The sequence below is a fragment of the Pseudomonas sp. H3_A02 genome (genome assembly GCF_054671965.1).
The window spans coordinates 5,259,292-5,272,508 of the sequence record NZ_CP162807.1 but is presented as its reverse complement, the minus strand read 5'-3'; the positions used below and the strand labels follow the sequence as shown (position 1 = coordinate 5,272,508).

General features: G+C 60.2%; 7 protein-coding genes. 3 read left to right on the top strand and 4 right to left on the bottom strand.

Going from position 1 to position 13,217, the window contains the following annotated elements; genetic code table 11:
- Positions 1-31 precede the first annotated feature (31 nt).
- Entirely contained in the window at positions 32-1,105 is a 1,074-nt protein-coding gene (locus AB4N80_RS23120) for a polyamine ABC transporter substrate-binding protein (RefSeq protein WP_109755298.1), read from the top strand.
- Between the two features lie 138 nt (positions 1,106-1,243).
- Here the strand turns inward: AB4N80_RS23120 and AB4N80_RS23115 are convergent, their stop codons facing one another.
- From AB4N80_RS23115 to AB4N80_RS23100, 4 genes are read right to left on the bottom strand one after another with little or no spacing between them, the layout of a single operon-like run.
- Positions 1,244-2,602, bottom strand: a complete 1,359-nt coding sequence (locus AB4N80_RS23115; protein WP_258632729.1) for a coiled-coil domain-containing protein — start codon at positions 2,600-2,602, stop codon at positions 1,244-1,246.
- Positions 2,599-8,907, bottom strand: coding sequence for an AAA domain-containing protein (locus tag AB4N80_RS23110; protein ID WP_460078995.1), 6,309 nt, complete (start codon positions 8,905-8,907; stop codon positions 2,599-2,601). Before AB4N80_RS23110 ends, AB4N80_RS23115 begins: the two co-directional genes overlap by 4 nt.
- 14 nt (positions 8,908-8,921) lie before the next feature.
- Positions 8,922-9,566: a 4Fe-4S single cluster domain-containing protein gene (locus AB4N80_RS23105; protein ID WP_460078993.1), complete on the bottom strand. Its 645-nt coding sequence runs from the start codon at positions 9,564-9,566 to the stop codon at positions 8,922-8,924.
- A gap of 2 nt (positions 9,567-9,568) precedes the next feature.
- Positions 9,569-11,401 (bottom strand): AAA family ATPase, encoded by a 1,833-nt coding sequence (locus AB4N80_RS23100; RefSeq protein WP_460078990.1) that lies wholly within the window; start codon positions 11,399-11,401, stop codon positions 9,569-9,571.
- Positions 11,402-11,574: 173 nt separating this feature from the next.
- Here AB4N80_RS23100 and AB4N80_RS23095 point away from each other — a divergent pair, with 173 nt between their 5' ends.
- A complete protein-coding gene (locus AB4N80_RS23095) occupies positions 11,575-12,246 on the top strand; it encodes a hypothetical protein (RefSeq protein WP_460078988.1) in 672 nt (223 codons plus the stop codon).
- On the top strand, positions 12,239-12,946 hold the full coding sequence (locus AB4N80_RS23090) for an RES family NAD+ phosphorylase (protein WP_460078985.1): 708 nt from the start codon (positions 12,239-12,241) through the stop codon (positions 12,944-12,946). Before AB4N80_RS23095 ends, AB4N80_RS23090 begins: the two co-directional genes overlap by 8 nt.
- The last annotated feature ends 271 nt before the right edge of the window (positions 12,947-13,217 follow it).

Sequence of the window (13,217 nt, the reverse complement as noted above, 5' to 3'; positions counted from 1 at the left end):
ATAACGCTTAGAACAAAGGTTGAGGTCTCGTATGTTGAAATCGATCGTTCCGCTACTGTTGATCGCGTCCACCGCTCAGGCGGCAGACACCGTCAGGATCTACAACTGGAGCAGTTACATTGCCCCAGATACCCTGCAAAACTTTACCAGCCATACCGGGCACCCGACTCAGTATGACGTGTACGACAGCAACGAGGTCCTCGACGCCAAACTGATGGCCGGCCGTTCCGGGTATGACGTGGTGTTTCCCTCCAACCACTTCATGGCCCGGCAGATCAAGGCCGGTGCGCTGAAACCGCTGGACCGTAGCAAACTGCCGAACTGGCAGAACCTCAACCCGACGCTGATGAAAGTTCTGGAGGCCAACGATCCGGGCAACCGATACGGTTTCCCGTACCTGTGGGGCAGCACCGGCATCGGCTACAACGTCGCCAAGGTCAAGGCAGTCCTGGGCGATGTACCGATAGACTCATGGGACATCATCTTCAAGCCGGAGAACATGAAAAAACTCGCCCGATGCGGCGTAGCCATGCTCGACAACGGCCCCGAGATCCTTCCCATCGCCTTGAACTACCTGGGGCTTGGGCATCACAGCAAGGACAAGGCCGACTACGAGAAGGCCCAGGCGCTGCTACTCAAAGTGCGGCCCTATGTGAATTACTTCCACAACTCCAAGTACACCAGCGATCTTGCAACGGGAGACGTGTGTCTGGTCGTCGGGTTCTCTGGCGACGTGATGCAGGCGGCCGCCAGAGCCAATGAGGCCGGCAATGGCCAACAGATTGCCTACGCCATCCCCAAGGAAGGCTCACCCATGTGGTTCGACATGGTCGCCATGCCTGCCGATGCTCCGAATGAAGCTGCCGGTTACGCGTTTCTGAATTACCTGCTGGACCCCAACGTCATGGCTGACATCAGCAACCACGTGCACTATGCCAACGGCAATGCTGCCGCTGAAGGCATGGTCGACAAGGCCATTCTCAACGACCCGATGGTGTACCCGCCTGAAAGCGTGATGAAGAAACTCTTTGTGCTGGAAGCGATGCCGCTGGAGACCGACCGGCTGCGCACGCGTGTTTGGAGTCGGGTTAAAAACGGACAATAAAGTCAATCGTCGATGATGCGGGCAGCCCGGATCATCGGCGGCAGGTCCGCGGTGCGAAAGCATGCCTCACACGGGCACCATGATTTCTGGCGGCGGAGTATGTTGGCAATGGCTTGCGGTGGGGTGAGCCTCAGCGGTTCATTTAAGAAATGCATTCTGTTGACCAGCAATTGTTTCTACGCCCGACTCGGAAATATTCGTTTCTTTAAGTGGAACCTCACCTACCGAAAGCGCACGCTCGATGAGTAACTCGCTGCCCTTGTCTTTCAATAAGGCTTGCAGCCGCTGGAATTCGCCGCACCAGATGGTTTCAATATCGCGATCCCGCGCCTTGTCGCGATCGCTGCTGAGGGCTATGGCGCGAACCTGCATGCGGCCATTGTCGGCTTTTCCACCCACTTCCACTCCGTAGCCGGGGGTAGCGGCCTTGCGCAGCACGACCTTGCCGGTTTCTGCCCAGGCAGTCGCCATGCCTTCGCGCACTTCGTAGCCGAGGCTGGCCAACCCGCCGAGCACGGCTTCGCGGCGGGCGAGGGCGGCCTGGTCCTGTAAGTGGGAAGCGATAAGCGTTTTACACTGCTCGATCAGTCCGGTCATTACCGAGAGCTCGGTGTCGGTTGTACAAGCGCCAATATGACCGAGCAAGGTCGCGTGTTCGATGCCTGTGTAGGTTTTGACTTCGCTGGCCAGATCCTGCATTTGTTCGAGACACTCGCGCTGTCTCTGGAAGTTTCGGGTGGCAGCGGCGAGGTCGAGTACTAGGCTGTCGAGCAGCAGGTTGCGCCGCTTGGCATCGGCTTCCGTTTCAGCGCGTTCCAGTGCCAGGAGGAACGGCGCGGCACACTCAGCGCCTTGCAGCAGTTGCAGCTCCACGATGTGGCGGTCAATGCGTAGCAACCGTACGTCGCGCGTTGCATCCGGCTCCCGGGCCGCAATCCATTCGCGCAGGGAAAGCTCGGGTTCGTCGAGCTTGAGTTGCTGCGCGAGGGCGCGTTGGGTATCGCTTAGGGTTGGCTCCTCGTTTGCCTTGCTCAAGTGGCCGAACCCCTCGGCCAGCAGACGTTCGGCATCTTCACGACTGGCACCGCTGGCCAATCGGGAGAGGGATTCCAGCAAGGCCTGATCGACGCTTTCGGGGTTGGCTTGCAAAGCGTCAAGCAGGGTTTCTGCGTTTTCCTGGACGCGTCGGTCGCGTTGGCGTCGTTCGGCAGCGCGAATGATCGCGCGCTCTTCGCGGTCCTCCAAGTCACGGTGTAGGTGCTCGATCTCCACTGGAACGGCCTTCTGCAGTTCTGCCAATCGGTCTTCTGCCAGCAGAGCGCGAAGGCGAGTGTGTCGCTCCAAGAAGGCGGAGCGCTCCTGTTCACTGAGTTCGCCAAGCCTTGTGGCCTGTGTCTGCCAGCGGTCCACGGCGCGTTCCAGGCGTTGCAGGTGGCCTTCACAAATGGCGATGATTTCTTCGCGGGTAACAATGCGAACGACCTTGGGACCACTCATTGGCAGATTTCCTTATCAACTGAAGTAGGGCTGGGTTGCAGCGGCTGCTCGGCTTGCATGGCGTGTTCGATTGCTTCACGCAGCCGTGAGCGTTCGCTGTCGCCGCTGTGATACCAAGCTTGCGACGACACACGATGGATGTGCGGGATGGCGCGGTGCAGCACGGATGGGCGCCAAATTTCCCGGGCGCGGGCACGTTCCAGCAGATTATGGCAAGGCGCATCGCACTCGATGCCGATTGCGTAAAGGCCCGTGCCTGGATTCTCGATGGCGAAGTCGAGACCGAAAGCGTCGCCTTCACTGGCGGGAGCGGCCTGCCATCCCAGGGAATGAATGAATTCACCGACCAGCCTGACAAAGCCGTCGCGTTGCTGACCTTGCTCACGATGCTGGCTGCTGCGGTCGGTCTGCAGGCGCTCCAGCAACTTGGTACTGCTGCTGAACTCGCCCGAGGAGAGCGCGCGAGCATATTCCAGATAGCCTTGCAGATAGTCTCGCGGGCTGTTGGGGGCACGGTGAGTGTTGAGCATGTCGGAGATGTCGGCGATCGGCATCGACGTGATCATCACCACCTTGCGCCGGGCGCGGGTCACCGCCACGTTCAGGCGTCGTTCGCCACCCGTCTGCCCCAGTACACCGAAGCTGCGGCGAAATGTGCCTTGGCTGTTGCGACCGAAGGTGGAGGAGAAGACGATGATGTCGCGTTCATCCCCCTGCACGTTCTCCACGTTCTTGACGAACACCGACATGTCCTCGCCGTCTTCGCTGCGCTCGCGCTCCTGGGTGTAGGCGGCGCGGAACAGTTCATCCTGCTCTGCCCGCTGCTCCAAGTGCTCCTCGATGAGGTCGGCCTGCTTGCGGTTGAAGGTGACGACACCCACCGAGGGGCGCTGGTCGTAAGGCTCCTGCCACAATTCGTTCAGGTATTCGACGACCCGTTCGGCTTCCTGGACGTTGCTCTGGTTTTGATACAACCCACCGACCTGGATCAGCTCCAGCGGCTTGATGCGCTGGATGCTCGCTTGCGGGTGACGGACCGGAACGTTCAGGCGATTGCCATAGAACGAAGCGTTGGAAAAGCCGATCAGTTCACGGTAGGCCGAACGGTAGTGGATCTGCAATGTGGTGCTGGGCAGGGCGTTGCGCGCCAGCTGCAGCAGGTCGGGGCAATCCTTGATCTCGCGACGATTCCAAGTGTCTTCGAACGCTTCGCGCTGTTCCTCATCCGCGTCTTCATCAGGTTCGTCGCCATCAAACACTTCGGCTTCGTCGCTTTCGATGCGACTGGAAAAGAATGCCGTCGGCGGCATTTGCTTCTCATCGCCGCTGACCACAGTGACCTGCCCGCGGAACAGGGTCGGCAGGGCGAACTCAACCGGCATCTGTGAGGCTTCGTCGTAGATAACGGTATCGAACAGGCCTGCCTTGAGCGGCAGCACACGGCTGGCGACGTCCGGGTTCATCAACCACACCGGGCGTAGGCTCATCAGGCCTAAGTGACTGCCCAGTTCAATGAATTCGCGCAGGCGTCGTGAGCGTTTGCCAGTCAGACGAGTGACATCCTCCCATTGTTTGCGATTACCCAGGTGATCAAGGTTGATGGCTTTGGCCAGCAGCTCGCGATTGAGCAGCCGCATCTGCGCATCGGCTTGCGCGAGGCTGGCGACTTTGGCACGGGCTTCGTCCTGGCTGAACAGCAGTTCGGGATTGGTTTGCTCGACGCGGTGTTTCCAACCCAGTCGAGCTTCGCGGTTGAGCAGGCGCCGCACCGCGGCTTCAAGCTGCTCGGGCGCGATGTTGTCCAACTGTTCCTGGCGTTGGCGCAGCAATGCGAGCAGCTCCAGGTCGGCTGCTGTCAACTGAGCAGCGCGCCCGCGGAATGCCTGGTAGGCGGCCAGGGAGGGCAGAGCTTCATGCAACTGATCAAGAGACAGTTGATTGCTCAGATTGTGCTCGATGGCGTGCTGCAGCTGCTGCACCAGTTCTTCACCCAGCCAGTCGCCGAGTACCTTGAGTTGATCGAGGCTGGATTGGCGAACGCCATGGCGCATCAGCGAAGCATCGAGATCGCTGAGCAGAGCCTCGAGATGCTGCTTGTCGCCGGCGAGGGCGGCCTCATCGGCCTGCCGGGCGCGAGGTGATTGCGCCAATGCCACGGCCAGCGCCTGGATTTCCAGCAGGTGGCGGATGTCGCTCTTCACGAAGCTGATCAATTCCAGGCAGGCTTGCCTACTTACAGCTTCCAGTTCCAACGTCTGGTGCAGGGTGCTCAGCTCGGCGCGCAATGGTCGCCACTGGCTTTCAAGGCGGATGGCTGCCTGCAGGGTTGGTAGTGCTTCAATAACACGGCTTTCCCCCTGGCCCTGAAGGAAGTTGCGCAGTCGGTTGCGCCGCAACAGATGCATCGGGTTGATGTTCGCCAACCAGGACCGGGCTGCCATGACCTTGGTGCAGTCTTGATCCAGATGCCTGAGGGCCTTGTTTTCGAGCAGGCAGAGGGCCGGTGACAAGGCGGGGGCGTAGTGGTCCTGATCCAATTGGCCAAGTTGCTGATCCAGTTGCTGTAGTTCACCGAGAATCGACTCTCCCCGTGGAGGTTGGCCCGCTTCGCGGCTGCGGAAAAGCGGTAGCCACCGCGCAAGGCGCAGACGTTGCTCTTGCTTCAGGTCGAGCAGGGCTGCGACATGGGCCGCTATCCAGTTACGGTACGGCACCGGGTCGTCGATTTCGAAGCTGGCAGGGTGTGCTTGCAGCGTGGCCTGACGGTTGTGTTCGGCTTGGGTGAAACTGTGCAGATTGTCGGTGAAAGCCTGCAAAGTCGCCCGGTCGGAGGCGAACGACTGTAACTGGGCCAATGGACTGCCTTCGTAGCGTGCGGGCAACCACAGGCGAATCAGAGGGGCGCAGCTTTCCTCCAAACGAGTCAGGCTAGCGAGGTCCAGGGAGGCCAGGCGTTGGCGCAGGGCCGGATACTCGAGCGGCGCCGGGCCGGATTCCAATTCAATCAGCTCGCCGAGCAGCCTGCGATAACTGAGGCCGGTATTTTCATCCAGGCGGTGCAGGCTCTGGTGGAAGCGGTCGAGTTCGCCCTCCAGGGTCTCGATGCGGGCTGCGACCTGCTCGCGCTGGCGCTGCCAGCCCTGCGCCTGGCTGCCGTTCGTGAACAGGCTTTCCAGTTGTTCGCGAATACCGCGAATGACGGGCTCGCGGTCTCGGTTCACGTCATTGAGCATGACGATGCGTTGGCCGAGGCCTTCGGCGACCAGGCGTTTGTACACGACCTCCAGCGCCGCATGCTTCTGGCAGACGATAAGCAAGCTGCGCTGGCGGCCGATGGCGTCGGCGACCATGTTGACGATGGTCTGGCTCTTGCCGGTTCCGGGTGGCCCCTCGACCAGCAGTCCCGGGCTTTGTCGGGCCTGGATCACGGCCGCTTCTTGGGAGGGATCGCTGGCCACGGTGAAGTAGCGTTGCAGCTCGCCTGGCGGTGCCTCGTGCGCGGTTTCGTCGGCAGTTTTGAGGCGCAACGCCGTTTCCAGGCCGGTACCGGCGGGCGACAGGGTTTTCAGTTGGCGCAGGTCTTCACCGATGGCTTGTCCCATGAAGGTCACGTGAAACAGCACCGCCGCGCAGTCCAGTTCGTCTTGGTAGGGCGCAATCTCCACGCTGCTGGCGGGCAGGTTGCCAAGGGCGCGTGAGCGAATGGTGGCGAGCATGCCGAAGGCGTCCATCACATCCGTCGCACGAATTGACGAGCGGCCCAGCAGTTCATCGACGGTCTTGCGCCAACGTTTGCAGGTTTCGGCGCCGAGCACGCTTTCCAACGCGGGGTTGAGCCGCACTTCCTCACGCTCACTGTCGAACGCCAAGGCGGCGTGACCACGAGAACCCAGCTCCAGCAACAGTTTCACGGGCCACAGTAGGAGCGGGATGATCCGCGTACGCGTGGTGCCGCGAGGGTCGCGATTGAGCAGGAACGGGAAGCCCAGGTACAGTCCGTCGATGCCGGTGTCGCGTTTGTACAGCGCGCTTTGCCGGTACAGGGCATGCAGGCGCGATTCCAGCTGGCCGTTGAGCTGAAAGCTCTCTGGGTCGAGGTTCACTGCCCGGGCATTACGTTGCAGCAGGTGATCGAGCAAAGCTGCGGCCGGACTGCGCTCGCTGTTCAGTTCATTGATGTCGACCCGTGCGGTGGTCTTGCCGATGCTCATACGCACCAGTGGTCCGCGCATCACTGCGGTCACCACCTTTTTCTCGAAGAAGTCGAGGATCTGTGAGACGTACTGCTGTTTCTGTGGTTCCAGCCAATGACTGGACGGGATGGCGAGCAACACCAGTGCCTGGGCCAACGGCATACGTCGCTCCAGGCGGAACTGCTCGGCCCATTCGTCCACTGCCGGCACGCCACACCGGGCAAAGCCTTGGATGCGTTCATCGACACTGCGGTACAGCTCAAGCCGCGAATGCAACAGCAGTTGGGTCGCCGCTTCGGCGTCGAACCAACCGACATCGGCAGCCCTGGCCAGCTCGGCGGCGGCCTCTACTATTGAGGCCCCCGAACGGAACTGACTGATCGCCGCGCTGAGCAGCACAATCAGATCTTCTTCGGCGATCACCCGACGCTCCGACAGTGAGGTCAGTCCTGGATGGTCGGTGTCTGGAAACAGGCGTTGGCGCTCTTGCCATTGCGTGGACAGCTTGGCTCGCGAGGTCGATAGCAGGAATACCCGCAGTTCCTCTTCCACCAACTCGATGTGTTGGTGCAGGGCACGCTGACGTACGTTTTTGGCGCGGGATTTGAGACGCGACAGCCAGTTGTCGGTCTGCAATTGCTCAAGTAGGTCCGGGACCGACCCGCTGATCAGGCGATAGCCTTCCAGTGGGTGCTCCAGTAGCCATCCTGGTGTGACGATGTCGCCACGATGAATCAACGGGATTTCCGGATTGAGGATTCTCAGCGCCAACATCAGACGGAAGTCGTCCTCAATCCCCTCGTGCTGAACGACCTGACGCAAGCCGGCGACTAGAGAAGGGGCGAGACCGACCTGCTCGGCCCACGTCACGATCACACCGCGCAGCAAATGGTCCAGGGCCTGTTGCCAGTTATCCGCCTGGGCAGCCGCCAGGGCGAATACGCCGGGCTTGTGGAAGCGGCGCTCGCCCAGCAGTAGGGTCGCGCCTTCACCTTCGTCCGTTTGCTGGACGGAAGAGGCCGGAGCCTCGACCGTAATACCGTTGAGCCAGTCTTCGACCTGCGGCCATTGCCAGCGCTGATGACGGTCGCGTGCCAGCAGACCTCGCAGCAGCAGGTGCAGGCGCGGGTCGAGGTCGTCGGGGATCGGTACTCCGTTGGCCAGCACGTGGATAAGAAATGCATTGGCATTGATGCCGTCGAAGCAGGCGCCCTGGGTCAGTTGCTCGAGCAGGATCATGCCCAGACTCCACCAGTCCGAGGCAGCCGCAACGCCGCCTGCGATGGCTTCGGGCGCCATGTAACGGCTGGTTTCCAGTGGCGACACGATGTCCAAGTCGAACTCGGACAGGCGTGCCGAGCCGAAGCCGCTGATGACCAGGTCCAGCGGTTCGCGGGAACGTACCAGCAGGCTGGCTGGGCGCAGGTCACGATGGCGCAGGCCTGCCTCGTTGAAAGCATGCAGCGCCAGGCCCAGTTCGTTGACCACATGGTGCACGCTGTCGCTGTCGCGGATCACGCTGCCAAGTTCTGCCAGGGTGCCGCCGGTGAGTTCTTCAATGACCTCATAGGCACGGTCATCCCAACGGCCGGTGGCAATGATTTCGGGGACGTGCTCGCGTGGCAGTCGGCGGATCACATCATAGATCGCCGGGTCCGGTTCGGCGCCGGGTCGATACAGGGTCAGGACCGCTTGTTGCGCGGTTTCCTCGTGCTTGGCGAGGTATCGTTCTCGCACGCCGTCGGTACTGCTGATCTGACGAATCAGCCGCCAACCATCGATCAGGGTCTGGGCGATGTCCTCTGGTTCGCTGCTGTCTGGCTGGGCGTCGTAGGACGTTGCTTGCGCAAGTGAGCTACCACATTCAAGGCACATCAAGTCCCCATCGACCATCGGGTGACCATTTTCGCAGAGCAGGTCAGGAACATTCCCCTGAGCCGGACTGACTGGCGGGAGGGTTTCCTCAGTGAAGACGGCTTGCGGCCGCCAGCCGGCGGCACGAATGGGTTCGCCAGCGAGGTCCCAGCCGCAGGGTTGTTCCTGAATGAGCCCTTCGCAGAACATTTCCTGGAGGGCGCGCTCGGTTTTGCAGTTAGGGCAGAAACGTATCATGGGGTGTGCTCCACTCAGCGGCGTCGCGACGCGTGTGCGCTGATCTGTAAATGATGGCCTTGTTCATGCAGCAGATCGCGTAAGCGCAATAGATCGTCACGTCGTGGGATGCCGGCCATCCAGACGCTGCCACTTTCGTCAAACATCAGGTCGAGCGCCTTGTCGGTGGGTTCGAGCGGGCGTTCGTAATGACCCAGGCGTGCGCGGCCCAGTGGCGTGAGCAGGCTCAGACGTTGATTGTCACTGCCGCGCAACGCCATGGTCTGGCTGAGTGCTTCGATATAGGGATCGCTGATCAAGGCATCTATCAAACCCTTGGTCTGGAGCAACGGCTCGTCGAGTTGCTCCAGGGAGTAGCCACTGTAGACCAGAATGTCGAGCTCGCTGAGCCGACGCAGGCCTTCGAGCAGTGATCGCAGGGCGTCGAACTGGTCGAACGGTTCCCCTCCGGAAATGGTGATTCCTTCGGCCTCATGCAGCCAGGGGGTTATCTGTTCAAGCAGTTGCTCCAGCGACAAGCGTCGGTGCCCGGGTCCCCAGGTATCGGCAGAGATGCAGCCTGGACAGCGGATGCTGCAGCCCTGGAGCCAGATGCCAATACGTCGCCCCGGGCCGAGGGTAGTGACCGGAAAATGCATGCGCGACAGGCTAAGGTCCATGTTCAGCGACGTTCCATCTTAAGTCCGGTGATGTCCAACTCGGTGATCGTGAAGTGCTCGCCCGGTTGCGCGTCCTGATCGAACAGTGCCCGCGACAGGGGGTTGAGCAGGCGTGCCTCTAACTGGTTGCGGATGCCCCGGCCACCGTTGGACAGGTCCTGCAGACAGAGGCTGTGCAGTGTCTGGCGTGCCTGGGGGGCCAATTCGATAAACAGGTTCTGTCCCTGCAGGTCGTCGAAGGTGGCGTTGACCATCTGTTCGAAGATCTGCACTGCAACGCCTTCGCGAATGAAGTCGAAGACGATGATGTTTTCGCCGATTCGATTGAGGATTTCCGGCCGGTTGAGCACGAGCTTGAAATACCGGTCGATCTCGCTGTGCACCTTGTCCTGGACTTGCTCGAAGGCTTCGCCCGGCAGGACGTTGGCAACGCGTTCGCCATTGTCGCCCTGGCGATAGATCCCCAGGTTGGAAGTGAACACGATCAGGGCCTCCGAAAAATACACCCGATCACCGCGGCCTGAAGTCAGCACTCCGTCGTCGAGGATTTGCAGGAACTTGTCGAGAATCCGTGGGTGGGCTTTTTCGATTTCATCGAATAACACCACGCTGAACGGCTTCTCGCGGATAGCATTGGTCAGCTCACCGCCGACGTCATAACCGACGTAGCCGGGCGGTGCGCCGATAAGGCGTTGATCGGCATGTTCGGCGCTGAATTCCGACATGTCGAAGCGAATGTATGCACTTTCGTCGCCGAACAGCAGGCTGGTAATCGTTTTGGCAAGTTCGGTCTTGCCCACGCCGGTCGGCCCCGCAAGAAAGGCTACGCCCCGAGGCCGGTTGCCCTTGCGACTGGCACCGACGCCTGTCATCGCACGCTTGACGATGTCGAGCATGTGCGTCACCGCATGCTCCTGGCCTTTGACCCGCTGGTGGACGAGCGCGTCCGCATGCCGGATACGCTGACGGTCGATCTTCAGCCACGGGTCCTCGGTGACACCGATCTTGTAGCGGCGCACCGCATCGGCAATCTGCTCCATGGCTACACCCTCGACCCGCGCCAGTTGCGCAATGGCGCTGAGATCGAGCAGCAGCAATCCCTCGGTGTTCTGAACGAAGGCTTCCACAGCCTGATGCATGACCACTTCGCTTGCGCCCTGGCTGCCACTGAGCCCTTTGAGCAACGCCGGTGCCAATGCACGGCGGGACAATTGATCGGGTTTGGACACGGGAATGTGGCGCAGGCGCGGGTTGTCGACCAGCAACCAGTCGGGCAAGTCGCCTTCTTTTTCCACCAGCCAGAGCAGGGTATTGAAGAACGGTTTGCGCAGCTCCGTGGCCGGACGGCTGCGAGCCTGATGGGATTGCACCAGGGCTTGGGTGAAGAGCTGGTGTTCAGCCGCGCTGAGGGAGTCGTTGCGAACTACCAGGCGTGAGGCGAAATCGATGATCAGCGCGATAGGTTCGCCAGCACGCCCCACCAGCCGTGGCAGGGTTGCGCCCAGCAGATCGATACCTGCGGGTGCTGCGCCATTTATCGGAGTCAGGCCAAGTTCCTGAAGCAACGTCTGGCCGGCTTCAGGGGCGGAGCCGGGTTTGTCGACTGCCCGGAAACCCGACACGGGATCCCAGGCGATGACCTGGGTGTAGCCGGCATCGAGCAAGGCATTACAAAGAGTTTGGTTGAAGCTCTGCGCAGTCACCGTGCCGGGCGCCACTTCACTGGCCTGCAGGTCGCGGATGTTGCCTGACAGGACGAATTGGCTCTTCAGAGGCAAGAAGCGGAGAAGATCTCGTAGCCAACGTGGGCTTTCAAATATGGCAATCCCTGACATGTTTCAGCTCGTAACGTTGGGGCGGTACGGGCAGGGTATTGCTCAATGCGCCCATTTGCCAGTGCGCTGCTACGAAAAGTTGTGTTGAGAGAGCGCTTCTTGTAGGTCAGAGCTAGGGTTATCCAAGATATGCTAGGATTGGATAGCGTAGATAACTGGTGAGGAAATTTTCCATGAGCGTTACAGAGCAGTCGGGCGTCTCCACCTTAGTGGGTACGCCCAAGGAGGCGCGGGCTAGCTTGAGCCGCTCACATGCGGATCGAGTGCTGGTCGTGTCTTTCGATCGTATCAAGCTCGGCGTATTTGAAGCGTTGGCGGAAAACTTTGCCCATGTGGCCTCCTCGATGTATGAGGTGCTGCAGGAGCGTCAGGACCCGAAGGCACTGGAGCGCCTGGCCGAGGCGTTTGTGACGCGTAAGCCGCCTTCGCCTCGTCTGCTCAAGGAAGCGGCGATGCTGGTACAAGCCCGCAAAGCAGTGCTGGAGAGCGGTGACTGGTTGACCTCCGCAGATATCGCGCAGGTGGCCCAGTTGAGTACCCGAAACCCGAGTGCCCAGCCCAACAAGTGGAAAAAGCAAGGTCAGATCTTCGCTATCAATCATGGTGGGGTCGACTATTTCCCGGGTTACGGCTTGGATCCGGACGCGGGCTATCGGCCGTTCAAGGCATTAGCCAAAGTCATCGAGGCTTTCGCTGGCCACAAGGACGGCTGGGGTATGGCTTACTGGTTTCGCTCCGATAATAGTTTTCTGGGCGGCAAAAGACCTCAGGACCTGTTGGCATCGGCGCCTGATCGGGTGATTGCTGCCGCACTGGATGAGATCCAGGGCATCGTCCATGGCTAAGCAGCGTACCGAGTCCAGCGATAACATGGCGACACCGGCCACCGATTTGGCGGCGTCCATCACCCCGGTTCCCGCGGCTACGCTGCACGTGACGTTCACGGTTCTTGCTAAAGGCGACGTGCTCCATCGTGTGCATCAGGATAAATATCAGCCGGATCAATTCAATCCCGGTGTGCACGGCAATGCACGCTTCAGCCCAATTCAGGACGATCAGGGCCAGGCGATTCCTACTTTGTATGGCGGCACAACAGTTGAGTGCGCCTTGATGGAAACCATTTTCCACGACGTTCCCCACACGGCTGGCTTCAAGAGCTTTGACAAAAGTAAGCTAGCTGGGCAGGTGCACTCTGTCGTCCATGTTAGCCAGCCGCTACAACTGGTTGATCTGTCCAGTGTCCCACTGCGTAAATTGGGCGTCACTCGCAAGCAATTGATCGATACTGAGAAGGATCAATACCCCGCAACGCGCAAATGGGCAGAGGCGATCCACCGTCAATACCCGGATGTGCAAGGGCTGTCATGGGTGTCGCGACAAGATGATTCTGCACGTGCGGTGGTGCTCTTTGGGGACCGGATTCCTGACGGTGCGCTCCATTCGCAGGGGGCGTCACGCAGCTTGACCGAGGATTCGAATGCATTCGACACGGTGCTAGATCTGGCAGACCGGATTGGGGTCGTCGTCATCGCGGGGAAAAACTGAGGCAATGACCGAATAGATCCTCTGGATTTATGGTTTTCCTAGATGGCAGCAATCAGGCGACGCTCATTCTCTGCTATGAGCAGGACGTGACGATCTGACCCAAACAGCAGGCCGGGCGACGTCCGCGATGCCGTATTCTCAACGTAAGGTTTTGAGAGGCACGATGAGCTACACCACGCTTTGGGACATGATTGTTTTCTGTCGATCATGTCTACAAGGCATGCATGTCAAATCTGGTGCAGTCGGTAGCCGTGAGACGAATGCTGGGTTT

Coding starts and splice junctions, on each gene's coding strand:
- AB4N80_RS23090 (WP_460078985.1), top strand. CDS start 12,239: ATGGCTAAGCAGCGTACCGAGTCCAGCGATAACATGGCGACACCGGCC.
- AB4N80_RS23120 (WP_109755298.1), top strand. CDS start 32: ATGTTGAAATCGATCGTTCCGCTACTGTTGATCGCGTCCACCGCTCAG.
- AB4N80_RS23095 (WP_460078988.1), top strand. CDS start 11,575: ATGAGCGTTACAGAGCAGTCGGGCGTCTCCACCTTAGTGGGTACGCCC.
- AB4N80_RS23105 (WP_460078993.1), bottom strand. CDS start 9,566: ATGGACCTTAGCCTGTCGCGCATGCATTTTCCGGTCACTACCCTCGGC.
- AB4N80_RS23100 (WP_460078990.1), bottom strand. CDS start 11,401: ATGTCAGGGATTGCCATATTTGAAAGCCCACGTTGGCTACGAGATCTT.
- AB4N80_RS23110 (WP_460078995.1), bottom strand. CDS start 8,907: ATGATACGTTTCTGCCCTAACTGCAAAACCGAGCGCGCCCTCCAGGAA.
- AB4N80_RS23115 (WP_258632729.1), bottom strand. CDS start 2,602: ATGAGTGGTCCCAAGGTCGTTCGCATTGTTACCCGCGAAGAAATCATC.